The sequence below is a fragment of the Agathobaculum sp. NTUH-O15-33 genome, assembly GCF_033193315.1.
Taxonomy (GTDB): domain Bacteria; phylum Bacillota; class Clostridia; order Oscillospirales; family Butyricicoccaceae; genus Agathobaculum; species Agathobaculum faecihominis_A.
Window position 1 is genome coordinate 2,797,501 of sequence record NZ_CP136187.1, and the last position, 26,182, is coordinate 2,823,682.

Sequence of the window (26,182 nt, forward strand, 5' to 3'; positions counted from 1 at the left end):
ACTCACCCGTCCGCCACTAGGTTAAAGATTCCTATCCCCGAAGGAATATTCCAAAATAACCTCGTTCGACTTGCATGTGTTAGGCACGCCGCCAGCGTTCATCCTGAGCCAGGATCAAACTCTCTAAAAATTGTATTAACAGAGCCAAAGCTCAATTAATCGACTTCTTAGAGTCTGACGATATGGTTTGTTTTAAGTGGAGTTCCATATGTCCACCGATTTACTTTATAGAGTGTTTACTCTTAAAAGAATTTTCAGGTTCACATTCCTACACCAGTCTTTCAACCGATGCAGTCAAGCTTTCTCGTTGTTTAATTTACAAGGTGCAATTTCGCTGTTTCGGAGAGTTTTCAGAACTTTTCAGGCTCTTTCGTTTCTCGGTGACAGCTTATTTAGTATATCAGGTTCGGAATCGTTTGTCAAGAACTTTTTTCAACTTTTTTCGTTTTCAAAGTCTTGCTCAGTTCCTCGCCGCCGCTCTCTCAGAAGCAGCTTATTTAGTATATCGCACACCCCTCCTTTTGTCAACACCTTTTTTAGCGAAAAAAGAAGAAATTTGCGGCCTCCCCAATCTTCGGGGTGGTTTTTATATTTTACTGCAATTTCACGCGGATTGTCAAGGATATTTTCACACAAAAATCCCGTCCGCTTTCTGTGGAAGCAGACGGGATTCTTGTACTTTTTGATCGGAAAGACTTACTGCTTGAGCAATTCGGCCAAGACCATAACCTTGTCCACATTACCCTCGACCTTGATCTTTCCTTCCGCCATGGCAACCTGAGGAACCAGTTTGCCGGTGAAAACCTTTTCGATGTTAGTCATGGTGCCGCATACGCTGGCATCGCGATCGATGTACTCATAAGGCATTACAGAAAGCACGCCGTTGAGGATTTCCACATAGAAAACGCCCCCAACCTTACCGGTCAGGTTGAACTGTACCGCAACCTTCCCCTGCGTACCGCTGATATCGGCCTTGCTGAGCCTGTTGTAAATCTTTCCGATCAGCTGATCCATTGTCATTGGCTTCGCCCCCTTATACACTATAGGTTAACTATATTATAAGACTTTTTCAAAAAATTGCAACAGTATTTTCCCACTTTATCAGACAACATTTCTAAAAAGTAACATTTTTAGCTTTTACGGATAAATTGCGTGCGGCATTGGGGACAAGTAATGTTTATTTTGCCACGTCCACGCGGCACGCGCAGGCGCTTGCCACACTGCGGGCACTTATAATACCGGTGCGTTTTACGGTCGGCAAAGCGTGCGGAGGCATCGCGCAGCCGCTGGCGAATCGGATTCCAAAAGCCCATAAAGCGTTGGTTCTCCATATAGCGCGCGTTAATATTGCGCGAAAACATGCGGAAATAGCAAAGGAAAAGCAAGGCCACCGCCAGCCAGCCCATAACGGCCCAGCCGGTCGCCCAGCGTAGAGCGATCAGCAAAAGACACAGCAGGAGCAGGGCGTTATTCAACGGATCCCCGCCGTAGCGACCCATCATCATGCGGCGCAAAAAATTCATGATTTATACGCATCCTTTCCCATATGCGCGATCAGCATGTCTAAAACGGTCTCTCTGCCATCGCCTTTTTCTGCGGAAAACGGAATGACGGGGACCTCTTCCGGCAGCAGCAGTGTCTGCCGGATCACATCAAGACAGCCCTGTAATTGGCTTTTCTTGATCTTATCCAGCTTATTGGCGATCACGAGCCAAGGCATGCCCGAAGCGCGGAACCAGTTCGCCATCGTCGCGTCGTCCTTCGTTGGCGCATGACGGATGTCGACGATCTGCACCCCGCAGGAGAGCAGGCCGGAATCGAAATATATCTGCATCAGCTCGCCCCAGCGGTTCTGTTCCGCCTTGGATACCTTGGCGAAGCCATAGCCGGGCAGATCGACAAAATAAGTCTGTTTGTCGATCAGAAAGAAGTTGATGTGTACCGTTTTGCCCGGCTGCGCGCCGACGCGCGCAAAGTTTTTGCGCCGCAGCAAACGATTGAGCACAGAGGACTTGCCGACGTTGGATTTGCCCGCAAAGACAAATTGCGGCAAACCATCCCTCGGAAAATCCTTTTCACTCACAGCGGATCGAATAAATTCTGCTTGTTGCAGATTGAGCATGTAGCTGCCCTTCCCTTCTGTTTACTGTACCACGGTCGGCACTGACGGATCCGTGCAGGGCACGGCCCGCCGGGTCGTTTTTTTCTTTTTCTTGGGACGGCGCGAAAAATCGATTGCGGTCTCCATCACCGTATCCATATGAGCGGCAGGCACAAACTGCAGCTTCTCGCGCACGACCGGTTCGATATCCTGCAAATCAGACTCGTTCTCCTTGGGTATCACAACGGTCTTGATGCCGGCGCGGAACGCCGCCATGGTTTTCTCCCGCAGGCCGCCGATCGGCAGCACGCGGCCGCGCAGCGTCACCTCGCCCGTCATGGCGACGTCGTGCCGCACCGGGGCTTCGGTCAAGGCGGAGATGAGCGCGGTGGTGATCGTCACACCGGCGGAGGGGCCATCCTTCGGGATAGCGGCCTCCGGGAAGTGGATATGCAGGTCGTTGACCTTATAGAACATCGGATCAATCGCCAGCTCTTCTGAACGGGAGCGCACGAAGGTAACGGCAGCCTTGGCGCTTTCCTGCATGACGGTGCCCAAATTGCCGGTCACCTCGATCTTGCCCGTGCCGGGCACGACGGCGACTTCGACCTCCAGCATCTCGCCGCCCACGCTGGTCCACGCAAGGCCGTTGACGATGCCGACCTCATCATTATGCGAGATCAAGTCTTCCTTATACGGGGCCACGCCCAGCAGGTCCTCCAGCTTGTCCTCTGTCACGGTAAGGCCCGTTTCGCCGTCCGCGATCTTCTTGGCCGCCTTGCGGCACACACGCGCGATCAACTGCTCCAAGCGGCGCACGCCCGCCTCACGGGTATAGCCCACGATGATGGCGCGCAGCATCTCCTCAGGCAGCGTAAGCTGTTCTTCCTTTATGCCGTGCTTTTTCATCTGCTTGCCGATCAGGTGGCGCGTAGCGATCTGCACCTTTTCCTCTTCGGTATAGGAAGAAAGCTCGATCACCTCCATGCGGTCGAGCAGCGGACGCGGAACGCCGCCAAGGTCGTTCGCGGTCGTCAGGAACAATACATCGGACAGGTCGAACGGCAGTTCGATATAATGGTCGCGGAACGCGACGTTCTGCTCGGTGTCCAGCACCTCGAGCATGGCGGAAGCCGGGTCGCCCCTAAAATCGTTGCCCATCTTATCGATCTCATCGAGCAGGATCAACGGGTTGGACGTGCCCGCGCGGCGCAGCGCGTCCATGATACGGCCGGGCATCGCGCCGATGTAGGTCTTGCGGTGGCCGCGGATGTCCGCCTCGTCGCGCACACCGCCCAGCGACATGCGCGCATAGCTTCTGCCCATTGCCTCCGCGATCGATCGCGCGATCGAGGTCTTGCCCACGCCGGGCGGGCCGACCAGACACAGCACCTGCCCCTTTAGCTCGGGCGACAGCGCCTTGACCGCCAAGAATTCCAAAATACGCTCCTTGACCTTGGTCAGACCAAAGTGATCACGATTCAAAACCGCTTCGGCTTCCGTTAGGTCGATGCGCTCCTCGCTCTTTTTATCCCAGGGCAGCTCAAGCACCGTGTCCAGATATGTACGCACCACGCCCTGCTCGGCCTGTGAGCCGCTGAGCTTGGCCAGCCGGTCAGTTTCCTTAAGGAGCTTCTCCTCGGATTCCGCGGGCAGGTGGAGCTTCTGGATGCGCTCGCGGTAGCTGTCGGCTTCGGCCGCGATGTCCTGCTCGCCCAGCTCGCCCTGAATGACCTTGATCTGTTCGCGCAGATAATATTCGCGCTGGTTTTTATCGATCTGCGTTTTCAGCTCGTCCTGAATTTCGTTTTCAATTTTTAGGATTTCCGTCTCTTCGCCCAGCAGCCGGATGATCATGGTCAGGCGGCGCGTCACGTTGAGTTCCTCCAATATCTCCTGCTTGACCTCGACGTCGACCGCGAGATTCTGGGCGATAAAGTCCGCCAGAAAGCCGGCGTCGCCGCCAGCCGCCACCGACATTTCCACATCGGCTGAAACGCGCGCGGCATACTGCGCGTATTCGGAAAAGCGTTCCTGCGCGGTGCGGATCAGCGCCTGTGAGCGGCGCTCGGCAGCGCCCAGCGCATAATCGATCAGCTCCGAAACCTCGGCGAACAGGCAGTCCTCCTCGTCCTCCGGATGGTTGAACTGATACGCGGCGGCGCGCGCTTTGCCCTCGACAAGCACGCGGATATTGTCGCCCGGCAGGCGCAGAATCTGCTTGATCACGCAGATCGTGCCGATCTGGTACAGATCGCCCGGCCCGGGCGCATCGGTCTTCAGTTCGCGCTGCGCGGTAAGGAAGATCATCTGCTCATTCTTCATTGCCGCTTCCAGCGCGCGAATCGACATTGTCCGCCCCACGTCGAAGTGGATCAGCATCCGCGGAAACGCGACCAAGCCGCGCAGCGGCAGCACAGGCAGCAGGCGCAGGGTAGTTTCTTCGGTTTGTAACATGTATTTTTCTCTCCTGTATACGGGGGATGTGCGTCGCACGGCGCTATTTTTCGCTTCTGTGCGGCGTTAATAGGGTTAGTATAGTCTATTTTTCGCGTTTTGGCAAGCGGTAATGCCTGTTCAGAATAGCAAAACGCAGGCGGAAACACACGTCCCGCCCACGTTTTCCATCGTCCACCGGTCAGGGATCGGCGGACGCCGTTTTATGCGCTTTTGTTATTTTTGCCCGGTTTTGCCACAGGCCGCGCGCGCCCTTTCCCCTCGGGCAGGCGCAGCCGCTCGCCGTGTTCCAGCACCGGTTCGCTCTCGCCCGTGACCGTACCGCGCGTGATCGTCACCTTGGTGATGGTCTCGTCGGACGGGATGCGGAACATGATATCGGTCATCATCGTTTCCAGCACGCCGCGCAGGCCCCGCGCGCCCGTTTTGCGCTTGAGCGCGATCTGCGCCACCTCGGTCAGCGCTTCCGGCTCGAAGACGAGCTCGGCGCCGTCCATCTTGAGCAGCGCCTGATACTGCTTGACCAGTGCGTTTTTCGGTTCCTGCAAAATGCGGACCAACGCCGATTCATCGAGCGTTGAAAGCGCCACGAGCATCGGCATACGCCCGATCAGTTCAGGAATCAGACCGTACTTCATCAAATCGTGCGGCTCAATACGGGCCAGCAGTTCATCGTTGTTGTCCGCCTCGTTGCTGTGCACCTCCGCGCCAAAGCCAAGGCCCTGCTTACCCACGCGCTTTTGGATGATGCCCTCGATGCCGTCAAACGCACCGCCGCAGATAAACAGGATATTGGTCGTATCGATCTGGATAAAATCCTGATGCGGGTGCTTGCGGCCGCCCTGCGGCGGCACGTTGGCCGTTGTGCCTTCCAGCATTTTCAGCAGCGCCTGCTGCACGCCCTCACCCGAAACGTCGCGGGTAATGGACGGATTTTCGCTCTTGCGGGCGATCTTGTCGATTTCATCGACATAGATGATGCCATGCTCGGCCAGCTCGATGTCAAAATCCGCCGCCTGAATCAGGCGCAGCAGGATATTCTCAACATCCTCACCGACATAGCCGGCTTCGGTCAGGGTGGTGGCGTCCGCGATGGCGAACGGCACCTTAAGCGTTTTGGCCAGCGTCTGCGCGAGCAGCGTTTTACCCGAACCGGAAGGGCCGAGCATCAGGATGTTCGACTTTTGCAGTTCGATATCGCTCTCGCCGCTGTAGATACGCTTGTAGTGGTTATACACGGCCACCGACAGAGCGACCTTGGCGCGTTCCTGCCCGATGACATATTCATCGAGCGTGGCCTTAAGCTCCTGCGGGGTTGGCAGCTTTTCGGGTTCGAGCACCGCCTCGTCCTCGCGCAGCGAAGGCGCAAAATCCAGCTCATCGTCCAAAATGCTGGTGCATACGCCAATACATTCGTCGCAGATATACACGCCCGGCCCCGCGATAAGCTTGCGGACGCGGTTCTGCGGCTTGCCGCAGAACGAACACTTCAGCGTCTTATCATCATCAAAATTTGGCATCTTGCACCCCTAAAATACTGTGACATTTCGATCGCTTTTATCTCTTATCGAAGATACGGTCGATCAGGCCGTATTCCAGCGCTTCCTCCGCGGACATGAAATTGTCGCGCTCGGTATCGTGCGCGATGATCTCAAGCGGTTTGCCGGTGTTTTCGGCAAGGATGCGGTTGAGCTTGTCGCGCGTCTTGAGAATCCAATCGGTATGGATCTTCATATCGGAGGCTTGACCCTGCGCGCCGCCCGAAGGCTGGTGGATCATGATCTCCGCGTTGGGCAGCGCGAAGCGCTTGCCCTTGGCGCCCGCCGCCAGCAGGAACGCGCCCATCGAAGCCGCCAGACCGACGCAAATGGTCGATACATCGGGCTTGATATAGTTCATTGTGTCAAAGATCGCCATGCCCGCGGTAACAGAGCCGCCGGGGCTGTTGATATAGAACGAAATGTCCTTATCAGGGTCCTGCCCCTCCAGATAGAGGAGCTGCGCGACGACGAGCGAGGCCGTCACATCGTTGACCTCTTCGCCGAGCATAACGATCCGATCGTTGAGCAGACGCGAATAAATATCGTAGGAACGCTCGCCGCGCCCGGTCTGCTCAATGACCATTGGTACCAAACTCACGAAAAAAGACTCCTTTCCTTATTGAAAAGAAACTGCTTTGTAATTACTCTTCGCCCTCGGCGGCGTCGTCCGCCTTTTTCTTGGCAGCGGCCTTCTTCTTAACCTTGGCGTTGGTGGTCAGGAATTCAAGCGCGCGGTCGATCTTCATGTCGGCCGTGAGAGCGTCGGCATTGACAGCGGCGCGGACCTTTTCGGCCTCCATGCCATACTGCTCTGCCATTTTAGCATACTGCTCATCAAGATCGGTGTCGGAAACGGTCAGGTTCTCCAATTCGGCAACCTTTTTCAGCGCAAGGCGCACCTTGACCTGACGCTCGGCCTGATCGCGGAACATCGAGCGGAAGGTGGTCATGTCCATATTGTTCATGGCCAGATAGCGGTCGAGCTGCATGCCCTGCATCTGCAGGCGGTAGCCAAAGTCCTGAATGATCGTGTTGATCTGGTTTTCATACATGGCTTCCGGGATATCAGCCTTCATGTTTTCCAGTACGGCGTCCAGCACTTTTTCTTCAAAGTCGCGGTCGGCGGCCTGCTGGCGCTCGTTCTTCAGGCGCTCGGCGATCTCTTTCTTCAGGTCGTCAAGAGTCTCGCTGGTTTCGGATACGTCCTTGGCGAACTCATCGTCGATCTCGGGCAGAATGGTCTCCTGCACCTTGTGCACCTTGCACTTAAACACGGCTTCCTTGCCGGCCAGATCGCTGGCATGGTACTCCTCGGGGAAGGAAACGACAACGTCCTTTTCCTCGCCGGCCTTCACGCCGATCAGCTGATCCTCAAAGCCCGGGATAAAGGAACCGGAGCCAAGCGTCAGCTCGTAGTTTTCAGCCTTGCCGCCGTCGAACGGCGTACCGTCCACAAAGCCTTCAAAATCGATTTCGACCGTGTCGTTCTTCTTGGCCTTGCGGTCAACGGTCTCGGTGCGGCCGCCGCGCTCGGCCATACGGGTCAGCTCCGCCTTCACGTCGGCCGCGGGAACCTTTACGGTCTCCTTCTCGGCTTCGACGCCCTTGTATTCGCCCAGCTCTACTTCGGGCTCGACCGGCACCTTGGCCACGATCGTCAGGCCGCCTTCTTCCTCGGCGTCGCCCAGATCGACGTCCGCGCGGCCCACAGGCTCGATGCCGGCTTCCTTGACCGCCATGTCCATCGCGTCCGGATATACGATATTAAAAGCATCCTCAAAGAAAACGCCTTCGCCATAAAGCTTTTCGATCATCTTGCGGGGGGCCTTGCCCTTGCGGAAGCCGGGTACCGTAATGTTCTTGCCGGACTTCTTGAACGCCTTATCCTTTGCGGCGTCAAACTCCTGAGCCGAAACAGCGATGGTCAGCTCCACCATGCTGTGTTCCAGCTTTTCTGTCTTTTTCAGTTCCATGTTGCCAAACTCCTTACTATCAATACTTCGATTGTATCCAATCTATTTTATCAGATATACTTTCGGATTTCCACACTTTTTTTATTTTTTAAGCAAAACCGGTGTAAAATCCACATGATCTCCCGAAACCAGCCGCCATTCGATGCCGTCGTACACCCCTTCCACCGCGTACCGCAGGCTTTCCGAGTGCAGGTGACCGTAAAAACAGCGCCGCACGCCGTACTTTTGCAGCATGGAAACGATCGCTTCGCAGCGAAACGAGGCGTAAAGCGGCGGGTAATGGAGAAAACAGACGATCTCCTCCGGCGCGGCCGCGGCCCCCTGCCGGAGCGAGGCCTCCAGCCGCATCAGCTCCCGCCGGAATATTTTTTCGTTGTGCGGATCGGCAAAGTCCTGCTCAAAGGGCCAGCCGCGCGTGCCGCACAGCGCGGTGTTTTCGTAAAAGAAGCAGTTATTATGCAGAAAATCGATGCTTTGCATGCCGTGCTCCTCAAGGAACCGGTGCATCTTGGCCGCCGTTTCCCACCAAAGATCGTGGTTGCCCTTTAAAATGAGCTTACGCCCGGGCAGGCTTTCGAGCAGTTCAAAATCCGTGCGCGCTTCGCTCAGGCTAATGCCCCACGAGATATCGCCGCCCAGAACGACCGTGTCCTCCGGCGCGATCAGCGCGCGCCAGTTTTTGACGATCTTTTCCGTGTAGCCCTGCCACCTGCCGCCAAATATATCCATCGACTTGGGCACGGCGGTGGAGAGATGCAGATCGGCCAGCGTAAAAAGCGCCATCCGTCTTACCGCGCCTTCAGCAGCTCGATTGTCTGAAAGATCGCTTCCTTGTCCACCACGCGGTCAAAGCGCGGCGTCTTGCCCGCGAGCGCGGCAAGCGGCGCGGGAGCCTTTTCGCCCGTCAGCTGTTCCAGAACGCCGAGCTGCGTCACATCGTCCCGCTCGAGCGAACCGCCCAGCGCTTCGATCACCGAACGGCAGAACTTAAACGGCGACGCGGTGGAAGCAATGACGACCGGCGTCTCGTCGCCGGTGCGCGCGCGGTAGTCCTCGTACACCCGCACGGCGACCGCCGTGTGCGTATCGGCCAGATAGTGCTCCTTTTCCCACAGTGCGCGGATGGTCTCGGCGGTCTCGGCATCGTCGCAGCAGCCCGCGTCGAAATCCGCGGCGATACCGGAGAACATTTCCGCCGTCAGCGCGTAGCGGCCCTCGGTCCCCAGCTTGTCCATCAGTTCGGCGACCAGCTTGTCGTTCTGTCCCGAGGCGAGGAACAGCAGGCGTTCCAGATTGGACGAGATCAGGATATCCATCGACGGCGAGGCGGTGGTGTAAAACGCGCGGTTCTTATCATAGCTGCCGCCCTTTTTGAAAAAGTCGGTCAGCACATTGTTGCGGTTGGAGGCGCAGATGAACTTGTTCACCGGCAGGCCCATCTGCTTTGCGATGTACGCCGCGAGGATATTGCCGAAGTTGCCCGTGGGCACGCAGATATTGATCTGATCGCCATGCGCGATCTTACCTTCGGCGAGCAGATCGCAATACGCCGAAATATAGTAGGCGATCTGCGGGGCCAGCCGCCCCCAGTTGATCGAATTGGCGGAGGACAGCATCATACCGTCGCGGTCCAGCGCCTCGCGCGTCGCCGCATCGGTAAAGATTTGCTTGACGGCGGACTGGGCGTCGTCGAAGTTGCCGCGAATGGCGACCACCTCAACGTTTTCCCCTGTCTGCGTGTTCATTTGCAGCTTTTGCATCGGGGACACGCCGTTTTCCGGATAGTATACCATGATCTTGGTGCCCGGCACATCGGCGAAGCCGTCGAGCGCGGCCTTGCCCGTATCGCCCGAGGTCGCGACGAGGATGCACGCGGTGCGCTTTTCGCCGATCTTGCGGAGCGACGCGGTCAGCAAATGCGGCAGGATTTGCAGCGCCATGTCCTTGAACGCGCAGGTGGGGCCGTGCCACAGCTCCAACAGATGCTTGCCGTCCGCGAGCGATACGACGGGCGCGGTATTCGCGCCGCCGAATTTTTCATCCGCATACGCCTTCGCGGCAAAGTCCGTAAGCTCTTCCGCCGAAAAATCGGTCAGGAACCGGCCGAGTATCATGGCCGCGCGGCCTTTGTAGTCCATTTTCGCCAGCGCGTGCCAATCCTCCGCGGAAAGCGACGGGAATTCGGTCGGGCAATACAGGCCGCCGTCCGGCGCGATGCCGTTCGCGATCGCGTAGGCCGACGAGACCGCACGGCTCTTGTCTCTCGTGCTTACATATTCCATTTACGTTAAACCTCCGAATTTTTAATTACAGCATTTTTTCTATAAACGCGAACGCATTGTCGTAAAACAGCCCGTTCACGGTGCTTTCCTTATACCCCTTGCGCAGCATCAGTTCGCCCAGCTTATACAGGTCGCCCAGACCTCCCACCCCGGCGGGCAGCTCGTCGCACCCGTCCAGATCGCAGCCAAGCGCCAAATGGCCCTCGCCGTAAAGGCCGAGAAAATGCTCGATATGGTCGAGCGCGTCCTCCAAGACCGAATCGCTCTGACGCACCAAAAACGGCGTGTACAGGTTGACGCCCACCAGACCGCCCCCCGAAACAATCGCGGCAAACTGCCGGTCGGTCAGGTTACGCGGATGGCGGCAAAGCGCGCGCGAATCGCTGTGCGTGGCCACAAAGGGCTTCGCCGCCGTTTCACATACGTCCCAAAAGCCCTGTTCGGACAGGTGGGACACATCGACAATAATCCCCTTTTGTTCGCAATCCCGCACCAGCTTGCGCCCTTCCTCCGTCAGCCCCTCGGCTTGATCGACCGACGCCGGGCAGCCGAATTTGCTGCGGTAATTCCATGTCAGCGTCAGCAGGCGCACGCCCGCGTCATAGGCCAAATCCAGTCCGTCCGGAGTGTCGGGCAGCAGTTCTGCGCCCTCGACTGAAAGGAACGCCGCCGCCTTGCCTTCGGCCGCCGCGCGCGCCAAATCCTCCGATGTACGGCAAAACGTCAGCCAATCGGCGTTTTTTTCAAATTCGCCCATCGCGGTTTTTACCATGCGGGCAAAGCGCTCGTTTGGCGGCGTATCCAAAAGCGATGCCCGACCGGCCGCCAGCTCGGCGCTCGGCGCGCGCGCGCCGCAGAACAGCGCAAAAAACTGTGCGTAATGCGTATACCGCCGCGCGCCGGCCAAATTCACGTGCAGGTCGTTTTCCCGCAGGACCTTGCCGGTCTCGCAGCATTCATAGATCGTGTCGCAGTGCAGGTCAAAAAGCTTCATACTATCCCCCAAAGGCGTCTATGAGGTGGCAGATATCCCGCGGGGCCGCGCCTTCCTCCCCGTATACCTCGATCACATCGAAGCGCGGCTGCCCCGCGCCGGGGTTTCGCTGCAGCCACTGTTCGGCCGTGACGCAAATGCGCTGCCGCTTGGCAGCCGTCACATGCTCGCGCGGCAGCGCAAAGCGGCTGTCCCTTCGCGTTTTCACCTCGGCGAATACAATATATGGGCCGTCGCGCGCAATAATGTCGATCTCACCCAGCCGGGTGCGAAAATTCGTTTCCACGATACGGTAGCCCTTGCGCTTCAAATACGCCTGCGCTTGCCGCTCGCCCCATGCGCCCTTCATCGCGGCGCCTCCGGGTGCTGCTCGTAGAACTTGCGCAAAAATGTGCGCCGATGGATCGGGCACGGGCCGTATCGCAGCAGCGCTTCGTAATGCGCCCGGCTGCCGTAGCCCTTGTGCTTTGCAAAGCCGTACTGGGGATAGGTTTCGTCATACTGACGCAGCAGCCGGTCCCTCGTCACCTTGGCAATGATCGACGCGGCCGCGATTGAGGGCGATAGGCCGTCTCCGCCCGCGATACAGCGGTGCGGTACCGCCAGCCCTTCCGAGCGGTTGCCGTCCACCAGCACAAAATCCGCCGGAACGGAAAGCCCCTCCACCGCCTGCCGCATCACGCGGTAAGTCGCCTGTAAAATATTGATCTCATCGATCACCTGCTCATCCACCAGCGCCGCCGACCACGCGACCGCGTTCTCGCAAATGACGGAGTAGAGCGCTTCGCGCTTTTTTTCCGTCAGCTTCTTGCTGTCGTTCAGGCCATCGATCACAAGGCCCGGCGGCAAAATGACCGCCGCCGCGCACACCGGTCCCGCGAGCGGCCCGCGCCCGGCTTCGTCCACGCCGCAGACCGCCCGGTAACCATCCGCCGCAGCCTGTTCTTCATATTCCCAGATCATGCGTATTCCTCCGGTGTTTCCAGCGTGATGCGGCCCAAAACGCCGCCGCGGAACTCGTCCAGCAAAATACGCGCCATACGCTCGGTATCGATCTCGCCGCCGCGCAGCAAAAAGCCGCGCTTCTTACCGGCCTGTTGCAATAGATCATAGCCGGGAAAATCGCTGTCCGCCGGCGCCGCCACGCCATATCGCGCGGCGATCGTCTCCGGGGCGCGCGCCGCGAGCAGCTCCATCAGCTTGCAGCCAAGCGTTTCCACATCCAATATATCGTCCTTGATCGCGCCGGTGACCGCCAGCAGCAGGCCAACGCGTTCGTCGTCAAATTTGGGCCAGAGTATGCCCGGCGTATCCAGCAAATCGATGCCGCTTTCCACACGGAACCACTGGCTGCCGCGCGTCACGCCCGGCTTGTCCGCCGCCTTGGCCGACTTGCGGCCCAGAATACGGTTGATGAACGTGGATTTGCCGACATTCGGAATGCCGACCACCATCACGCGCACCGACTTGCCGATCTGTCCCTTTTCGTTCCACTGCGCGATCTTATCCGCGAGCAGCGCGCGCACCGCGGACGCGAACGCCTGCGTGCCTTGTCCCAAGCGACTGTCCGTCTCTATGACCGCCCAGCCCTTTTCACGGAACCAGCGAGCCCACGACGCCGTTGCGGCGGGATCGGCCAGATCGATCCGGTTTAAAATGATCAGGCGCGGCTTGCCCGCGGCGATCTCTTCCATGTCCGGGTTGCGGGACACCTGCGGGATGCGGGCGTCCACCACCTCGCACACCGCGTCCACCTGCTTGATATACTCCGCCATTTGCCGGCGGGTCTTGGTCATGTGACCGGGATACCACTGAATATTCATACTTACTCCACCGAGCCAAACTGGCTGAACGGGAACAGCACCGAAAGCACATGGCCGAGCACATAGCGCTCATCCACCATGCCCAGATCGCTCCGTCGGCTGTCGGACGAGTGGTTGCGGTTATCGCCCATCACGAAAATACAGCCCTCCGGCACGGTCTGCGGGTAGGTCATATCGCCCAAGTGCTCGAACGTGTTGATCTTCTCCGCGATATAAGGTTCGTCCAGCACGGTTCCATTGACGATCACATCGCCGGTGTCGGCGCTGATTTCAATCGTATCGCCGCCGGTCGCAATGACGCGCTTCACGATCGGCTGGCCGTGATAAAAATTCGGCTTGTTCAAAACCACGATATCGCCTTTTTCGGGCGTATAATTCAGGTTGCTCACCAACATGATGTTGTGATCCTGCAGCGTCGGCACCATTGAGGAACCGTCCACGCCAATCAATCGGGCAAAAAAGGTAAAAACGATCACAAAAAAGATCAAAACGGTCAGCAGAGACTCGCCCCAGCCGAACAACTCGCTTTTGAAGCGGCCTTCCTGCTTTTCGTGCTTGCCCGCGCCGTTTTCCTGTATTTCCTGCATAATCAGTCCTCCAAACAATACATACTTTGTTATTATAGCTTTTAAATGCTGCAAACGCAAGCCTTCACGCGGCATTTCCGCCCGATAAACAAACAAAAACGGGAAGCATAAAGCTCCCCGTTTTGTTTGATCCTATTAAACCTTTTCCGCAACCTTGGCAGCCTTGCCGACTCTGCCGCGCAGATAGTACAGCTTGGCGCGGCGAACCTTACCACGGCGCACGATCTCGAACTTCGCAACGTTCGGGGAATGCACCGGGAACGTCTTCTCAACGCCTACGCCGTAAGAAATGCGGCGAACCGTAATCGTCTGGTTGACGCCGGAGTGCTTTCTGGCAATAATGATACCCTCGAACACCTGAATGCGCTCGCGGTTACCTTCCTTGATCTTTGCGTGCACCTTAACGGTGTCGCCGATCTTCAGATCGGGCAGATCGCTTTTCAGCTGCTGCTCGGACAGTACCTTGACTAAATCCATTTTCAAGTCATCCTTTCGTCTTAGACATTCTTACCCCGTTTCACCGCGAAACAGACAGAGGAATGCCCGTGTTACCGATATATTCTACCATATCGCCCAGCCGCACGCAAGTGTTTTTTTCGTTAAATTATATTCTTTCGGCATTTTACTTGTAATTCCAAATATCCATAGTATACTTAAACTATCCCCAAATTGTAAAGGAGGATAATCAATTTATGTGGGCATACGAAAGCGTGTTCTATCAGATCTATCCGATCGGTTTCTGCGGCGCGCCGCGTGAAAACGACGGTGTCGCCGTTCCACGCATCGCCAAGGTGGGCGACTGGGCGGCGCATATCGAAAAGCTCGGCTGCGACGCCGTGTACTTCTCCCCCCTGTTTGAATCCGACTCGCACGGCTACGACACCCGTGATTACCGCAAGCTGGACTGCCGCCTTGGCACGAACGCGGATTTTGCAAAGGTGTGCGATACCCTGCACGAGCATAACGTCCGCGTCGTGCTGGACGGCGTGTTCAACCATGTCGGCCGCGGCTTCTGGGCCTTCCGCGACGTGCAGGAGAAAAAGCGGGACTCCCCCTACAAGGACTGGTTCCATATTTCGTTCGACGGCAACTCGAATTACAACGACGGCTTTTGGTACGAGGGTTGGGAGGGCCACTATGAGCTGGTGCGCCTGAACCTGCAAAACCCTGAAGTCGTGGCGCATCTGTTCGATTGTATCCGCCTGTGGGTGGACGAGTTCGATATCGACGGCCTGCGGCTCGATGTCGCCTATTGTTTGGACAAGGATTTTATTCGGCAGCTGCGCGCGTTTTGCGACGGCTTGAAGCCCGGCTTTTTCCTTGTCGGCGAGCTGCTCCACGGCGATTACAATCAATTTGTCGGGAACGAGATGCTGCACTCCTGCACCAATTACGAATGCTACAAGGGCCTGTATTCTTCGCTCAACTCCATGAACCTGTTTGAAATCACGCATTCGCTGCTGCGTCAGTTCGGCCCGGAAAACTGGACGCTTTACCGCGGCAAGCATCTGCTGTCCTTTGTCGATAACCACGATGTGACGCGCGCAGCCTCTATCCTGTCCGACCCTAAGCACCTGCCGCTGCTCTACGGCATGCTGTTTGGCATGCCGGGCATTCCCTGTGTATACTACGGCAGCGAATGGGGCATTACGGGAGAAAAATCGCATGGCGACGACGCGCTGCGTCCCTCCTTCGACGCGCCTGAATGGAACGACCTGACCGACCGGATCGCCGCCATGGCGGGGGCGCACCGCGCGAGCAAGGCCCTCTGCTACGGCGATTTCAAGCAGCTTGTACTCACCAATAAACAGTGTATCTGGGAGCGGGTATGCGAGGAGGAACGCGTTCTCGTCGCCCTCAACATCGATTCCGAACCCTTCACCGCGCACTTCAACGCAAACGCCGGCCGCGGCGTCGACCTGATCACCGGCGAGATGCACGATTTCGGCGGCGGCAGCGAACTGCCCCCCTACTCCGTCGCGTTCTGGAAGACCGAGTAAAAACAGCATACGATCACGCAAGGCCGCCCCGCTGATAAGCGGGGCGGCCTTTATAATAGTATTAAATGTAGTCGACAACCAGAACCACCACTGAATTATCGTTCATCGTAATGGTGAACTCCACAAGGCCCTTGCTCTGGCGGAAGGCCTCCAGCGTTGTCTTTTTAAAGGTCATCTTCGTCTTATCGACCGTATAATCGGTATTCTGCACGAGCGTTTGCACGGCGTTGTTCCGGATCGCGGTCACGCTGCGCACATTGAGCCGATCGAGATCGAGCGGCACGCTCACCTCCACCGGGTCAAAGGTGTCGTATTCGGCCACCTGCGCCGTCAAGCCGGAGGGCGTCGAATCGGATACCGTCAGCTGCGCCTGCTCCTCGGTGCCGGTTTTCAGGTTGACCGTGATCGTATACAGGCCCTCGGGCAGCTGCGCCAACAGACCGCGCCGCAGGATAATGCTGCGCGTCGCGCTGTCAAACTCGTAATCCAGATTGGTCAGCCCCAGCACGACCGAACGGATATCACTCGCGGCGTTGATTGAAGACAGACGAAGCGACAAATCCTTAAAGCCGGCGGATTTATAGTACCGGTCGAACGAAAGCTCCGATGCGCCGGCCAGACTGTTGGAATTGGTCACCGCGACGGCGATCGAATACTTATGTCCATCCGACGAGGTGATCAGCAGCGTGTGGTTGCCGCGCGCCAGCGTGGCAAGGTACGAAGTCTGCACGCGGATGCCGTTCGCGGTTTCCGTATAGGCGACCGACGGCGAAAGGATCAGCCCGTCGCAAGTGACGGTTTGCACCTTGGCGCCTGTCGGCAGCGAAATATCGACCGCCGCGCCCAGCGGCGAAAGATCGTTTAAATCAACCGAGATCGAGGTAGGCGTCACGCTCGCGGCGGAAGAAGTGTTCACCGTTTCGCCGCCGATGTTCGCGGTCACGCCGCTTGCGAGCGTATAGCCGGAAACCGCGATATCCTTTGCAATGGTCACGCCGTTTACATTGATCTCCGCCTGATAGATCGAGCCGTAGCCCGTGATGGATGCCGCCTTATCCGCCGTCAGGTGATAAATCGAGGTGCCCGCGGTCGTGTTGACGGAAGCTTCGCCCGCAAGGTGCAGGTTGCTTACCGCCGCGTCCAGCGTCAGCGACACGCGGCTGCCGCCGTCCACCGCTACGTTGGCAAAGCCTTCATAGCCGGTCGTCGTCAGCCCGCGCTCGTAAAGGGTCGCGTTGGAGTCGATCTCGGTCTCACGGATATGGCTAGCGCCCGTTGCAGTTACTTGCAGCAGGCGCCCCATCGGAGACGAAACGATCATGTGATCGCTCGTCGTATTTACCATTGTAACCGTACCACCGGACACGATGACAGAACCCTCAACCTTCACATTTGTGAGGGTCACAGCGTCGGCCCCGAGGCCTTCGGTGATGTACAGATCGCCAGTGATCGTCGCGTCGGACAGCGTGCAGTTTTCCGAAATCGTCACATTGGCGGTATCGCTCTTCAGATCGGCTCCCGTGTAGGCCTTGCCGGCCGTGGACAGCGAGGTGCCGAGGTAGAAATACAGTATTTTAGCCACTTCGCCGCGGGACACGACCTGATCCGGCTTAAAGGAACCGTCCGTATAGCCCGCCAAAAAGCCCTTATCGGTCGCGGCCTTGATATAGCCCGCGCTCCATTTCGATATCTTGTCCTTATCGGTAAAGGAAAGCGACTCCGGATCGATATCGCCGGGGTCCGCCTTGAACAGACGGCCGATCAGCGTCGCGGCCTGTTCACGCGTAACCGGGCCTTCGGGCTCCATCTTGTTGTCGCCCACGCCGTTGATGTAACCGTACTTGGCCGCGATGCGCACGGTATCGTAGTACCACGCGTTGCTCTTTACGTCGTCGTAATTGATGGCCGCGGTCTCGGTAAAATGAAACGCGCGGTTAATATAGCGCATAAATTCAGCGCGCGTCATATCCCGGTCGGGCTCAAAGTCGCCGGTCGTCGCGCTTGGCTTATACACGCCCTCTTCATTTAAATATTCAATATAGGTTTTCGCCCAGTGCTTGTCGATATCGCTCGCGGCAAAGGCCGCAGGAGCCAGACCGACCATCAGTGATGCGGATAGCATAAAGGCTATCAATCTTTTTTTCATGGATGCAACCACCCCTCAAAGTTCCTGACTTTAGTATAGCATAGTTTGCGAAACGTGACAATCCCTAAAAAAAACCTTAACAGGCCGTTTATAACACACTTTTTGCATAGGTGACAAATAAGCGGCCTTTTCGGCTGATTCCTCCAAACGACACGATCCGCGCCCTGCCGCGGCCGCGCACGGTCAGCCGGTCGCCCTCGCGCAGCTCGCGCTCATCTTTCAGGCAGGGCGCTCCATTGACGAACACCGTTCCCCGCGCGATCTCCGCCTGCGCGTTCGCGCGGGACAGGCCGAAGATAAGCGCGATCACGCTGTCCAGCCGGGGCGACGCCACCGAGCCTTGCCCTTCCTCCTCCCGCTGCTCGGAAATGCGCAGGCTTTCGATCGGCTCGCGCGTCAATTCGATCCGTTTGCGGCCCGCCTTATCAAAGTGCATGAGCAAGAAATCCGCGATCTCCTCGCTTACCAATAAATCCGCGCCCGCTTCATGCACCACGATATCGCCGATCATCGCCCGGTCGATCTGCAAGCCCATCAGCGCGCCCAGATAGTCGCGGTGCGTCAGCTCGTCCCCCGGCCTTTTGTGCGCCCTCAGCAACGCGACCGGCGCGGCCTGTTTGGCGCTTTCCTCATCCAGATAATCGGGATAAAACACGGCCATGGCTCGCTCGGCCCCCTCGTAGCCGCCCCAGAACAACGCGCCGCCGCCCATTTGGCGCGCCGCCGCCTCCGCCATGGCGCGCTCGGCCATGTTCAAAAACCGCGTGTGCGTCAGGTAGCCGCGGGTCTCGCACTCCTGCGCCTTGTCCAATACCTGCGCCAACAGCAGCCGGTCGTCCTCTGTGCGCGCCAGCGCGCTTATGATCTCCTTTTTGGTCTTCAATGTCCTTCCTCCCAATCTCCACTTTTCCCATTGTACAATTTACCGCTTTGGTTTACAATAGGAATATCGTTTTATAAGGGGGCAAGCAATGTTATGTCTGTCAAAGATGCGGTACTGAAAGCGCTGGAGGAGGCGCGCGGCGAACAAATATCCGGCGCCGCGCTCGCCCGCACGCTCGGCGTTTCGCGCGCCGCGGTGTGGAAGGCGGTCGGCGCGCTGCGGGAAGCGGGCGTAGCGATTGACGCCGCGCCCGGCGGCGGTTATCTGCTCCGCACCGAGGACGACAGCCTGACCGCCGCCGGTGTAGGCGCGCTGCTGGAGACCGAAGCCTTTGGCCGCGAGCTGCTCGTTATGCCCAGCCTTACCTCCACCAACACGGTACTCAAGCAGGAGTATACGGCAAAGCCTCACGGCTTTACGCTGATCGCGCTTGAGCAGTCGGGCGGGCGCGGCCGTCTGGGCCGGTCGTTCGCTTCGCCGCCCGGCTCCGGACTTTATATCAGCGTGCTGATGCATCCCCGCTTTCCGCTGGACAAGCTGCATTTTGTCACGGTGGCAGCCGCCGTCGCGGTTTGCGAAGCGATCGAGCAGACCGCCGGTTTCACCCCCGGAATCAAATGGGTCAACGACGTGCTGATGGAGGAAAAAAGCTCTGTGGTATCCTGACCGAGGCCGTGATCGAAGGCGAGACTGGCGCGGTGGACGCGGTCGTCACCGGCTTCGGCATCAATTTGTTCCCCAGCCCCGCGTGGCCGGAGGAGGTACGCGCGGTTGCCGGGGCGCTCAGCGAATTTTCCGCCGCGCCGCGCCGCGCCGCGCTGGCCGCCGCCCTGCTCGGCGCGTTCGAACGCGGCATCCGCCTGCTGAGCGAAGGCGGCACCGCCGCGCTGATCGCGGCGTACCGCAGCCGCCTGTGCTGCCTCGGCAAACCGGTTACCGTGCACAGCCCCGCCACGCAGTACCACGCCGTCTGCGTGGGCCTGACCGAGGAGGGGCACCTGCTGGTCCGCGACGACGCGGGGCAAACACACACGCTTTCCACCGGCGAGATCAGCATCCGCCTGTCCCCATCGTAAAAAACAAGACCACACGATTATAAAGGAGAAGCCCTTATGTTTGAAACCGCCTCCGGCGTCACCGTTCCCCATCCCGAGCGACTGCGCGAGGAATATGAGCTCGCCGGCGATACCCTGACCATGAACCTCAGCTTTGAAAAACTGCCCGCCTTTGTACAGGCCTTTTACGAGCTGCTTCCCGAACCGCTTTTTCTCGCCGTCCACCCGGACGCGGATAACGAAAACCTCGTCTATTATCTGGACGGCATGACCAAATCGCAGCTTGAAACCGTACTCGGCGGCTACGGCGAGCTGCTCTATCAGGACGGCCTCTCCTCCTTTGCGATCGCCTCGCACGAAACGGAGGAAGAACTGTTCGTGCAAAAGTACAAGGTGCTGTCCCTTTACAGCACCAAGCTGCCCCGTTTCTTCCCGCTGCTCCAGCAATTCGGCGTGGCCCCCACCGCCAAGCTCGTCACCGCGTGGGATACCTTTTCCGAGGCGGAACCCGGCTCCGCATCCCGTTTGCAGGTCGCGGGCGAGACCGTGGAGGACATGATCAAGGAACTGCAAAAGATTGGTATGTATCAGGCGAAATAAAAAAGGTCACAGGAAAGGCGCGTCGCATCATTGTATGCAACGCGCCTTTGCTTTATGACCGTCTTTTAGAGAAACACCGCGTTTTCCGCGCGGCGCGCATAAGCGGCTTCCAGCTCGCTTTTATGGTATAAGTAGCCCGGATCGTCAAAATACTTGGCGTTTTGCGGGCATTTTTTCACGCAAGCGCAACACTTTATGCATATTCCGCGAATCTCCCGCACATCGTCCGGATCGATCGAACCCATGGGGCACAGCGCCGCGCACAGGCCGCAGTTGTCGCACGCGTCGCTCGTCTTGGGCTTTACCTTGCGGATATCAATCGGGTTGCCCGCGCGGTCGCGCGGCTGGTAATAGCCGCGGTACGGCTTTGGCGTTCCCGCGACCGCGACCAGACCATCCATGCCCGCGCGCGCTTTTTCAGCGGCCTGCGCGGAAAACCGGCGCAAAGCCGCGAGGTCGTCCTCATCCGGCCGCCCGGCGGCCAGCGTTTCGGAAAAGGCGTGCTGGCAGGCGAACGCCCCGGCGGCAAACGGCCGGAACCCGTCTTCCTCTAAAAGGTCGCGCAGCTCGATCAGCGCGTCGTCAAAGTCGCGGTTGCCAAAGGTGACGAGCGGCACGGCCAGCGCGCCGCCGCCCCGCACGGTTTTCACATACGGCAGCAGGAGATTGGGCACCCGCCCCGCATAGGTCGGCGTGCCGAACACCACCAGATCATCCTTCTCAAAAGCGGGCGCGCGCTCCCGCGCGGCCGGCTCCGTAAAATCATAATACTGGACCGGCGCGCCGAGCCGTTCGCCAATTTCCCGCGCCGCCGTGCGCACGATCGTCTCCGTCGTTCCCGCCGCGCTCCAATACATGCCCCATATCTGTTTGATCGGCATCTGCCCATCCCTGCTTCCTTATATATAATAAGGTAAGTATATCAAAAAAGCCTTCCCCTGTCTATGCACAAAAAAGGCGGCCATGCGGCCGCCTTTTTGAATCTTTTATATTTCCATAATGATCGGCAGCACCATGGGGCTGCGCTTGGTCTTTTTGAAGAGGAAATCGCTCAGGTCGCCCTTGATCGCGCTCTTCAGGCCGTTCCATTCGCGCACGCCCTCGGTGGCGCAGCGGTCGAGCGCCGCCTGCGACAGCTTGCGCAGCTCTTCCATCAGATCCTCGGCTTCCTTGACATAGACAAAGCCGCGGGACACGATATCCGGCCCGGCGATCACCACGCCGGTCGTCGCGTCCACCGTGACGACCACAACGAGCAGGCCGTCCTCGGACAGATGCTTGCGGTCGCGCAGCACCGCGGTGCCCACGTCGCCGATGCCAAGGCCATCCACCAGAAGCCGTCCGGCGGGCACGGGATTTGCCAGCCGGGCCGTGCCCTCGCCGATCTCGATCGGCCGCCCGATCTCGGAGATCAGAACATTTTTCGGATTGACGCCCATTTCGCGCGCAATGTTCGCGTGCTGCACCAGCATGCGGTATTCGCCGTGTACCGGAATGAAGTACTTCGGCTTGCAAAGGCCGATCATCAGCTTTTGCTCTTCCTGACAGGCGTGGCCGGATACGTGAATCGCGGCCGAGCGGTCATAAATGACCTCCGCCCCCTGCTTGTAGAGCTCGTTAACCATATTGTTGACCGACTTTTCGTTGCCCGGGATGGCGGAAGCGGCGATCAGGATACGGTCGCCCGCCGAAACCTCGACCTGCTTGTGGCTGCCGTAGGCCATGCGGTAAAGGGCGGACATGGTCTCGCCCTGCGACCCGGTGGATACAATGATCAGCTGGTTGCGCGGATAACGCCGGATATCGCTGATATCGATCATCGTCTTGCCCGTGTCCTGTAAATAACCGAGCTCTGTCGCGACCGAGGATATCTTCTCCATGCTGCGGCCGCATACCGCGACCTTGCGGCCCGCCAGCGCGGCGATGTCGAGGATCTGCTGCAAACGCGATACGTTCGAGGCGAACGTCGCGATAATGATGCGCTGATCGCTCTCCATGATGAACTTCTCCAGCGATTTGCGCACGGTCTTTTCGCTCGGCGTATAGCCCGGACGTTCGACGTTGGTCGAATCGCTCATCAGCGCGAGGATGCCCTTCTTGCCCAGCTCGCCGATGCGGACCAGATCGATCATTTCGCCCAAATCAGGCGTCAGGTCGATCTTGAAGTCGCCCGTGTGGAACAGCACGCCAAGCGGCGTGGTGATGGCAAGCGCGACCGAATCCGCGATCGAGTGGTTGGTGTGGATAAATTCCACCTTAAAGCAACCAAGCTTGATCGTATCGCCCGCGCGCACACGGCTGAGCTTTACCTTCTGCGGCATGCGGTGCTCGGACAGCTTCGCCTCGATGATGCCGCAGGTCAGCTTAGTCGCATAGACCGGCGCGTTGCATTCGCGCAGCACATACGGAATCGCGCCGATGTGGTCCTCATGACCGTGGGTGATGACGTAGCCGCGCAGCTTTGCAAGATTGCGCTTGATATACGTCGTGTCCGGGATGACCAGATCGACGCCCAGCATGTCGTCGTCCGGAAACGCGATGCCGCAGTCTATGACCAGCATGTCGTTACCGTACTCGATCACCGTCATGTTCTTGCCGATCTCGTTGAGGCCGCCGAGCGGTATGATTTTCAGTTTTTCTTTCATAATAGAACTATCACTTTCCTTATTATATTAAAAATTAATTTCATGATCGAAGCGGGTTCCTGCCCGCATTTCAAAAAGGTGAAAATTCCCGTTTCTTCACCTTTTCTTTCAAATCATATCAAACAGTGACAACACAGGCTGGTTTTACCACGAAAACCGCGGCACATTCCGTACGCAGCCTGCAAACACTTATTATTAGCATACCACAACCGAAAGGGACTGTAAAGAAATTTCTGTCCGGCGGACCGTAAAGCGGATATTCCACGCAGGGCTGCTTTCTAAATGTAGTATCGTCTGCCTTTCGCCGTCCTATACCTTGGACCTTCTGCGAAATCCGGCCGATTCGACATCCCGGTATTTTTTCAACTGGATAAATTTTGGATGTATTTTCTTATCGAATATGCTGAAAACTTTAGAAGCCTTCACAGCTTTCTGTCCACGACCGAAAAACTATTGTGCACATTACACTAATTTCCTCAAAACCATTTGACAAATCAGCTCCGATGCAGTATCATTGGTTACAGATCGGAAACAGACCGACAACAAAACAGTAACAACCTGAGAACAAATCGGTAACACGGTGCCGCGACCACGCGGGTTCTCACGACGATTTAGGAGTGTTTCAATGACTACGACCTTGAGAAAGCATGCAGTGAAGCTGCTTGCCGCCGCGGTGGCGATCAGTTCTCTGGCGACAGTCGGCGCCGCTGCTGTGTCCACGACGGACGCGCCGGTACCCACCGCCGTGCTCACCTCAAATCTGAATTCCACTGTCGGCAACGCGCTGACGAGCGACGAAGTCCTTACTGCCGAGCAAGCGCTGAACAAGGCCAAGGCGGAAGCCGAAGCCAAGGAAAAGGCCGAAGCGGCTGCAAAGGCCAAGGCGGAAGCCGAAGCAAAGGCCGCGGCACAGGCCAAGCAGCAATCCGAGCAGGCGTACAGCGCGCTGCTGAACGATCCCATCGCTGCTAAGACCGTTGCCTACTCCTCTTCCCTTACGGCCGACAGCGTCGTTAAGAACAACGCCACGTCGCTCGGCAACTACAAGCTCACCTTCTACTGCCCCTGCGCGATCTGCAACGGCAACGACAGCGGCAAGACCGCTTCCGGCACCTACGCAGAGGAAGGCCGCACCATCGCGGTGGACAGCTCGATCATCCCGCTTGGCAGCCGCGTTTATATCGACGGCTACGGCGTCTTCATCGCCGAGGATACCGGCGGAGCGATCAAGAGCAACAAGATTGACGTATTCGTTGGTTCCCATGAGCGTGCGTACGACCTCGGCGTCAGCTATGCCGATGTTTACCTGCTCGCCTAATTTCATCTGACCGCAAAGGACTATGCTTGCATAGTCCTTTGCTTTTTGCTATGATAAGGTAAGATAGCGCAAGCCACAGGCAACAAAGGGAGGAAACCGCACATGAACGCAGCCGAACGCCGCCAGCATATCACCCATCTGCTCTCTGATGCAAAGGATCCGGTCTCGGCCACGGCGCTCGCGGCGCAGTGCGGCGTCAGCCGGCAGATCATCGTGGGCGATATCGCCCTGCTGCGCGCAGGCGGCCTATGCGTGCTTGCCACGCCGCGCGGCTATGTGCTGGAAGCGCCGCCCGCCGTGCCCGCGTATGCGTCGTGCAGCGTGGTGTGCCGCCACGGCGACGAGCGTATGATGCAAGAGCTCTATACCGTTGTCGATCTGGGCGGCGCGCTGATCGATGTAACGGTCGAGCATTCGGTCTACGGCGAGATCTGCGCGCCGCTGCGGATTTTTTCCCGCTTCGACGCGGATGCGTTCCATGATAAGATTCTTTCCTCCGGCGCCCGCCCACTATGCGACCTGACGGGCGGCATCCACCTGCATACCCTGCGCGCGCCGGATCAGCAGACACTGGACCGTGTTGTCGAAGGCCTTCGCGGCGAGGGCTTCCTTCTTTCCGAAACTTAAAAAAAGCCGCCGACCCGTCATGGGCCGGCGGCTTTTTTAAAGCTCGTCCTTTTTCGCCGCGCGATAGGCCGCGATCTGCTCTTCATCCCACACCTCCAGATCGCGCACGCCCGCGCGCCCTTCCACATGGTGGCGGAATTCATGCCGCAGCACTTTTCGCATTTCCTCGGTCAGCGCCTGTTCGTCCAGATCGCCGAACACCCGGCGAAAGGAACCGTAAAACATCACGATATACTTGCCCATAGCCGGGTCTATCCGGTATTCGCCCAGAATATACAGGCTGCCGTCCTGATCCGCCGGATGCAGCAAACGGCCGGGATCGACGATGATCCCGCCGTTGAGCTCCTCATAAAACGCCGCGGGCAGCTCTTCCGCGAGCAGACCCAATATCTCTTCAAATCGATCGATCGAAATCATGCTGAAAGTCCATCCTTTCCGCCCTTACTATAACACAGCGCACCGTCCGCCGCAACCGTGTATTTTTTCTTTTATAGGTGTCTTGACAGGTGTTTTATTTTGCTGTATACTAGGCTACAGTAACAAAAGATCGGAAAGGAATTTAAACATTATGACGAAAAGCAAGAGCCTGTACCATCTGGTACTCGCCGGCGTGCTCTGCGCGATCGGCATTATCATTCCAATGTTTTCTCCCATCAAGATTCGCCTCGATCCCATGTCCTTCACGTTGGCCAGCCATGTAGCTGTATTTCTGGCGATGTTCATTTCCCCCGCTGTCGGCGTTGCGGTATCGCTCGGCACTACACTCGGTTTTTTCCTTGGCGGTTTCCCGTTGCCGGTTGTACTACGTGCACTGTCTCATATCATTTTTGCGGCTGCTGGTGCGATTTATCTGCGCAAGCGTCCCGAACTTGTTGATTTTCATCAGCCGGTCGAAAATCGTGGTCTTAAGCTTACTGTTTTCGGCTGTTGGACCAGCCTGATCCATGGTGTGTGTGAAGCGTTGATTGTTATTCCCTTCTATGCCGCTACCCTGTCCGGCGGCGAGCTGATCCGCGTTGTACTACTGCTCGTGTGCGTGGGTTCTTTTGTTCACTCTATGATCGACTATGCAATCTCCCTAATCATCTGGAAACCGCTGAGCGGCACCATGCGCAAGTCCTCGGTCACTGCATAAATTACATAACAGCGA

At 57.7% G+C, this 26,182-nt stretch carries 27 protein-coding genes and 1 rRNA gene (1 of these 28 cut by a window edge); 7 read left to right on the forward strand and 21 right to left on the reverse strand.

Translation table 11 applies throughout. The features are described 5' to 3' along the window. The 16 genes from RWV98_RS13580 to rplS form a co-directional block, all read right to left on the reverse strand. A 16S ribosomal RNA gene (locus RWV98_RS13580) occupies positions 1 to 130 on the reverse strand; it reaches 1,407 nt to the left of the window's first position. Between the two features lie 566 nt (positions 131 to 696). Then, positions 697 to 1,014, reverse strand: a complete 318-nt coding sequence (locus RWV98_RS13585) for an SCP2 sterol-binding domain-containing protein (protein ID WP_280963431.1) — start codon at positions 1,012 to 1,014, stop codon at positions 697 to 699. A gap of 116 nt (positions 1,015 to 1,130) precedes the next feature. Beyond that, complete coding sequence (locus tag RWV98_RS13590) at positions 1,131 to 1,523, reverse strand: hypothetical protein (RefSeq protein WP_280963432.1); 393 nt, start codon at positions 1,521 to 1,523, stop codon at positions 1,131 to 1,133. Further along, positions 1,520 to 2,122 carry a ribosome biogenesis GTP-binding protein YihA/YsxC gene (gene yihA, locus RWV98_RS13595; RefSeq protein ID WP_317861390.1) on the reverse strand — a complete coding sequence of 201 codons (603 nt, stop codon included), beginning with the start codon at positions 2,120 to 2,122 and terminating at the stop codon, positions 1,520 to 1,522. The genes RWV98_RS13590 and yihA overlap by 4 nt, the downstream gene beginning before the upstream one ends. Positions 2,123 to 2,143: 21 nt before the next feature. After that, on the reverse strand, positions 2,144 to 4,558 hold the full coding sequence (lon, locus tag RWV98_RS13600; RefSeq protein ID WP_317861392.1) for an endopeptidase La: 2,415 nt from the start codon (positions 4,556 to 4,558) through the stop codon (positions 2,144 to 2,146). A gap of 203 nt (positions 4,559 to 4,761) precedes the next feature. Then, on the reverse strand, positions 4,762 to 6,078 hold the full coding sequence (gene clpX, locus RWV98_RS13605) for an ATP-dependent Clp protease ATP-binding subunit ClpX (RefSeq protein WP_317861394.1): 1,317 nt from the start codon (positions 6,076 to 6,078) through the stop codon (positions 4,762 to 4,764). 37 nt (positions 6,079 to 6,115) lie between these two features. Next, entirely contained in the window at positions 6,116 to 6,697 is a 582-nt protein-coding gene (clpP, locus tag RWV98_RS13610) for an ATP-dependent Clp endopeptidase proteolytic subunit ClpP (RefSeq protein ID WP_317861396.1), read from the reverse strand. A gap of 43 nt (positions 6,698 to 6,740) precedes the next feature. Continuing rightward, entirely contained in the window at positions 6,741 to 8,072 is a 1,332-nt protein-coding gene (gene tig / locus RWV98_RS13615; protein ID WP_317861398.1) for a trigger factor, read from the reverse strand. Positions 8,073 to 8,153: 81 nt separating this feature from the next. Beyond that, positions 8,154 to 8,855 carry a metallophosphoesterase gene (locus RWV98_RS13620; RefSeq protein WP_317861400.1) on the reverse strand — a complete coding sequence of 234 codons (702 nt, stop codon included), beginning with the start codon at positions 8,853 to 8,855 and terminating at the stop codon, positions 8,154 to 8,156. A gap of 5 nt (positions 8,856 to 8,860) precedes the next feature. Further along, complete coding sequence (thrC, locus tag RWV98_RS13625; protein ID WP_317861402.1) at positions 8,861 to 10,354, reverse strand: threonine synthase; 1,494 nt, start codon at positions 10,352 to 10,354, stop codon at positions 8,861 to 8,863. A gap of 25 nt (positions 10,355 to 10,379) precedes the next feature. Further along, positions 10,380 to 11,348: a dipeptidase gene (locus RWV98_RS13630; RefSeq protein ID WP_317861404.1), complete on the reverse strand. Its 969-nt coding sequence runs from the start codon at positions 11,346 to 11,348 to the stop codon at positions 10,380 to 10,382. A 1-nt stretch (position 11,349) separates the two neighbouring features. Beyond that, on the reverse strand, positions 11,350 to 11,697 hold the full coding sequence (locus tag RWV98_RS13635) for a YraN family protein (protein ID WP_317861406.1): 348 nt from the start codon (positions 11,695 to 11,697) through the stop codon (positions 11,350 to 11,352). Then, positions 11,694 to 12,311 carry a ribonuclease HII gene (locus RWV98_RS13640; RefSeq protein WP_317861408.1) on the reverse strand — a complete coding sequence of 206 codons (618 nt, stop codon included), beginning with the start codon at positions 12,309 to 12,311 and terminating at the stop codon, positions 11,694 to 11,696. The genes RWV98_RS13635 and RWV98_RS13640 overlap by 4 nt, the downstream gene beginning before the upstream one ends. Continuing rightward, positions 12,308 to 13,171 carry a ribosome biogenesis GTPase YlqF gene (ylqF, locus tag RWV98_RS13645; RefSeq protein WP_317861410.1) on the reverse strand — a complete coding sequence of 288 codons (864 nt, stop codon included), beginning with the start codon at positions 13,169 to 13,171 and terminating at the stop codon, positions 12,308 to 12,310. Before ylqF ends, RWV98_RS13640 begins: the two co-directional genes overlap by 4 nt. 2 nt (positions 13,172 to 13,173) lie before the next feature. Further along, a complete protein-coding gene (gene lepB / locus RWV98_RS13650) occupies positions 13,174 to 13,758 on the reverse strand; it encodes a signal peptidase I (RefSeq protein WP_317861412.1) in 585 nt (194 codons plus the stop codon). A gap of 135 nt (positions 13,759 to 13,893) precedes the next feature. Further along, positions 13,894 to 14,235 carry a 50S ribosomal protein L19 gene (gene rplS / locus RWV98_RS13655; protein WP_280963445.1) on the reverse strand — a complete coding sequence of 114 codons (342 nt, stop codon included), beginning with the start codon at positions 14,233 to 14,235 and terminating at the stop codon, positions 13,894 to 13,896. 215 nt (positions 14,236 to 14,450) lie between these two features. Between rplS and RWV98_RS13660 the strand changes: the two genes are divergently transcribed. Then, entirely contained in the window at positions 14,451 to 15,758 is a 1,308-nt protein-coding gene (locus tag RWV98_RS13660; RefSeq protein ID WP_317861416.1) for an alpha-amylase family glycosyl hydrolase, read from the forward strand. Between the two features lie 61 nt (positions 15,759 to 15,819). On the opposite strand, the gene RWV98_RS13665 is transcribed toward RWV98_RS13660, so the two are convergent. Then, complete coding sequence (locus tag RWV98_RS13665; protein ID WP_280963447.1) at positions 15,820 to 17,904, reverse strand: S-layer homology domain-containing protein; 2,085 nt, start codon at positions 17,902 to 17,904, stop codon at positions 15,820 to 15,822. A gap of 88 nt (positions 17,905 to 17,992) precedes the next feature. After that, positions 17,993 to 18,787, reverse strand: coding sequence for a YlmH family RNA-binding protein (locus RWV98_RS13670; protein ID WP_317861418.1), 795 nt, complete (start codon positions 18,785 to 18,787; stop codon positions 17,993 to 17,995). A gap of 93 nt (positions 18,788 to 18,880) precedes the next feature. Here RWV98_RS13670 and RWV98_RS13675 point away from each other — a divergent pair, with 93 nt between their 5' ends. Genes RWV98_RS13675 through RWV98_RS13685 form a run of 3 tightly spaced genes read left to right on the forward strand, consistent with a single transcriptional unit; the run spans position 18,881 to position 20,442 of the window. Further along, entirely contained in the window at positions 18,881 to 19,453 is a 573-nt protein-coding gene (locus RWV98_RS13675; RefSeq protein WP_317861419.1) for a biotin operon repressor, read from the forward strand. Continuing rightward, entirely contained in the window at positions 19,405 to 19,863 is a 459-nt protein-coding gene (locus RWV98_RS13680) for a biotin--[acetyl-CoA-carboxylase] ligase (RefSeq protein ID WP_317861420.1), read from the forward strand. Before RWV98_RS13675 ends, RWV98_RS13680 begins: the two co-directional genes overlap by 49 nt. A 36-nt stretch (positions 19,864 to 19,899) precedes the next feature. Beyond that, the gene (locus RWV98_RS13685; RefSeq protein WP_317861422.1) at positions 19,900 to 20,442 is read left to right on the forward strand and encodes a hypothetical protein; all 543 of its coding nucleotides are present in this window, start codon (positions 19,900 to 19,902) and stop codon (positions 20,440 to 20,442) included. Between the two features lie 65 nt (positions 20,443 to 20,507). Here the strand turns inward: RWV98_RS13685 and RWV98_RS13690 are convergent, their stop codons facing one another. Both RWV98_RS13690 and RWV98_RS13695 read right to left on the reverse strand, forming a co-directional pair. Continuing rightward, positions 20,508 to 21,323, reverse strand: coding sequence for a ferredoxin (locus RWV98_RS13690; protein WP_317861424.1), 816 nt, complete (start codon positions 21,321 to 21,323; stop codon positions 20,508 to 20,510). A gap of 105 nt (positions 21,324 to 21,428) precedes the next feature. Beyond that, positions 21,429 to 23,087 (reverse strand): ribonuclease J, encoded by a 1,659-nt coding sequence (locus RWV98_RS13695; RefSeq protein WP_280963452.1) that lies wholly within the window; start codon positions 23,085 to 23,087, stop codon positions 21,429 to 21,431. A gap of 625 nt (positions 23,088 to 23,712) precedes the next feature. Between RWV98_RS13695 and RWV98_RS13700 the strand changes: the two genes are divergently transcribed. Beyond that, positions 23,713 to 24,405 (forward strand): 3D domain-containing protein, encoded by a 693-nt coding sequence (locus RWV98_RS13700; RefSeq protein ID WP_317861427.1) that lies wholly within the window; start codon positions 23,713 to 23,715, stop codon positions 24,403 to 24,405. Positions 24,406 to 24,507: 102 nt separating this feature from the next. Continuing rightward, entirely contained in the window at positions 24,508 to 25,032 is a 525-nt protein-coding gene (locus tag RWV98_RS13705) for a transcription repressor NadR (RefSeq protein ID WP_280963453.1), read from the forward strand. A 36-nt stretch (positions 25,033 to 25,068) separates the two neighbouring features. On the opposite strand, the gene RWV98_RS13710 is transcribed toward RWV98_RS13705, so the two are convergent. Further along, positions 25,069 to 25,449 (reverse strand): metallopeptidase family protein, encoded by a 381-nt coding sequence (locus tag RWV98_RS13710; protein ID WP_317861429.1) that lies wholly within the window; start codon positions 25,447 to 25,449, stop codon positions 25,069 to 25,071. A gap of 151 nt (positions 25,450 to 25,600) precedes the next feature. Between RWV98_RS13710 and RWV98_RS13715 the strand changes: the two genes are divergently transcribed. Then, positions 25,601 to 26,167 (forward strand): hypothetical protein, encoded by a 567-nt coding sequence (locus RWV98_RS13715; RefSeq protein WP_280963455.1) that lies wholly within the window; start codon positions 25,601 to 25,603, stop codon positions 26,165 to 26,167. Positions 26,168 to 26,182: the final 15 nt, after the last annotated feature.

What these genes read in the sequence shown, in the direction of transcription:
- RWV98_RS13585 (WP_280963431.1), bottom strand. Translation starts at nt 1,014, where the DNA reads ATGGATCAGCTGATCGGAAAGATTTACAACAGGCTCAGCAAGGCCGAT.
- RWV98_RS13590 (WP_280963432.1), bottom strand. Translation starts at nt 1,523, where the DNA reads ATGAATTTTTTGCGCCGCATGATGATGGGTCGCTACGGCGGGGATCCG.
- yihA (WP_317861390.1), bottom strand. Translation starts at nt 2,122, where the DNA reads ATGCTCAATCTGCAACAAGCAGAATTTATTCGATCCGCTGTGAGTGAA.
- lon (WP_317861392.1), bottom strand. Translation starts at nt 4,558, where the DNA reads ATGTTACAAACCGAAGAAACTACCCTGCGCCTGCTGCCTGTGCTGCCG.
- clpX (WP_317861394.1), bottom strand. Translation starts at nt 6,078, where the DNA reads ATGCCAAATTTTGATGATGATAAGACGCTGAAGTGTTCGTTCTGCGGC.
- tig (WP_317861398.1), bottom strand. Translation starts at nt 8,072, where the DNA reads ATGGAACTGAAAAAGACAGAAAAGCTGGAACACAGCATGGTGGAGCTG.
- RWV98_RS13620 (WP_317861400.1), bottom strand. Translation starts at nt 8,855, where the DNA reads ATGGCGCTTTTTACGCTGGCCGATCTGCATCTCTCCACCGCCGTGCCC.
- thrC (WP_317861402.1), bottom strand. Translation starts at nt 10,354, where the DNA reads ATGGAATATGTAAGCACGAGAGACAAGAGCCGTGCGGTCTCGTCGGCC.
- RWV98_RS13630 (WP_317861404.1), bottom strand. Translation starts at nt 11,348, where the DNA reads ATGAAGCTTTTTGACCTGCACTGCGACACGATCTATGAATGCTGCGAG.
- RWV98_RS13635 (WP_317861406.1), bottom strand. Translation starts at nt 11,697, where the DNA reads ATGAAGGGCGCATGGGGCGAGCGGCAAGCGCAGGCGTATTTGAAGCGC.
- RWV98_RS13640 (WP_317861408.1), bottom strand. Translation starts at nt 12,311, where the DNA reads ATGATCTGGGAATATGAAGAACAGGCTGCGGCGGATGGTTACCGGGCG.
- ylqF (WP_317861410.1), bottom strand. Translation starts at nt 13,171, where the DNA reads ATGAATATTCAGTGGTATCCCGGTCACATGACCAAGACCCGCCGGCAA.
- lepB (WP_317861412.1), bottom strand. Translation starts at nt 13,758, where the DNA reads ATGCAGGAAATACAGGAAAACGGCGCGGGCAAGCACGAAAAGCAGGAA.
- rplS (WP_280963445.1), bottom strand. Translation starts at nt 14,235, where the DNA reads ATGGATTTAGTCAAGGTACTGTCCGAGCAGCAGCTGAAAAGCGATCTG.
- RWV98_RS13660 (WP_317861416.1), top strand. Translation starts at nt 14,451, where the DNA reads ATGTGGGCATACGAAAGCGTGTTCTATCAGATCTATCCGATCGGTTTC.
- RWV98_RS13665 (WP_280963447.1), bottom strand. Translation starts at nt 17,904, where the DNA reads ATGAAAAAAAGATTGATAGCCTTTATGCTATCCGCATCACTGATGGTC.
- RWV98_RS13675 (WP_317861419.1), top strand. Translation starts at nt 18,881, where the DNA reads ATGTCTGTCAAAGATGCGGTACTGAAAGCGCTGGAGGAGGCGCGCGGC.
- RWV98_RS13680 (WP_317861420.1), top strand. Translation starts at nt 19,405, where the DNA reads ATGGGTCAACGACGTGCTGATGGAGGAAAAAAGCTCTGTGGTATCCTG.
- RWV98_RS13685 (WP_317861422.1), top strand. Translation starts at nt 19,900, where the DNA reads ATGTTTGAAACCGCCTCCGGCGTCACCGTTCCCCATCCCGAGCGACTG.
- RWV98_RS13690 (WP_317861424.1), bottom strand. Translation starts at nt 21,323, where the DNA reads ATGCCGATCAAACAGATATGGGGCATGTATTGGAGCGCGGCGGGAACG.
- RWV98_RS13695 (WP_280963452.1), bottom strand. Translation starts at nt 23,087, where the DNA reads ATGAAAGAAAAACTGAAAATCATACCGCTCGGCGGCCTCAACGAGATC.
- RWV98_RS13700 (WP_317861427.1), top strand. Translation starts at nt 23,713, where the DNA reads ATGACTACGACCTTGAGAAAGCATGCAGTGAAGCTGCTTGCCGCCGCG.
- RWV98_RS13705 (WP_280963453.1), top strand. Translation starts at nt 24,508, where the DNA reads ATGAACGCAGCCGAACGCCGCCAGCATATCACCCATCTGCTCTCTGAT.
- RWV98_RS13710 (WP_317861429.1), bottom strand. Translation starts at nt 25,449, where the DNA reads ATGATTTCGATCGATCGATTTGAAGAGATATTGGGTCTGCTCGCGGAA.
- RWV98_RS13715 (WP_280963455.1), top strand. Translation starts at nt 25,601, where the DNA reads ATGACGAAAAGCAAGAGCCTGTACCATCTGGTACTCGCCGGCGTGCTC.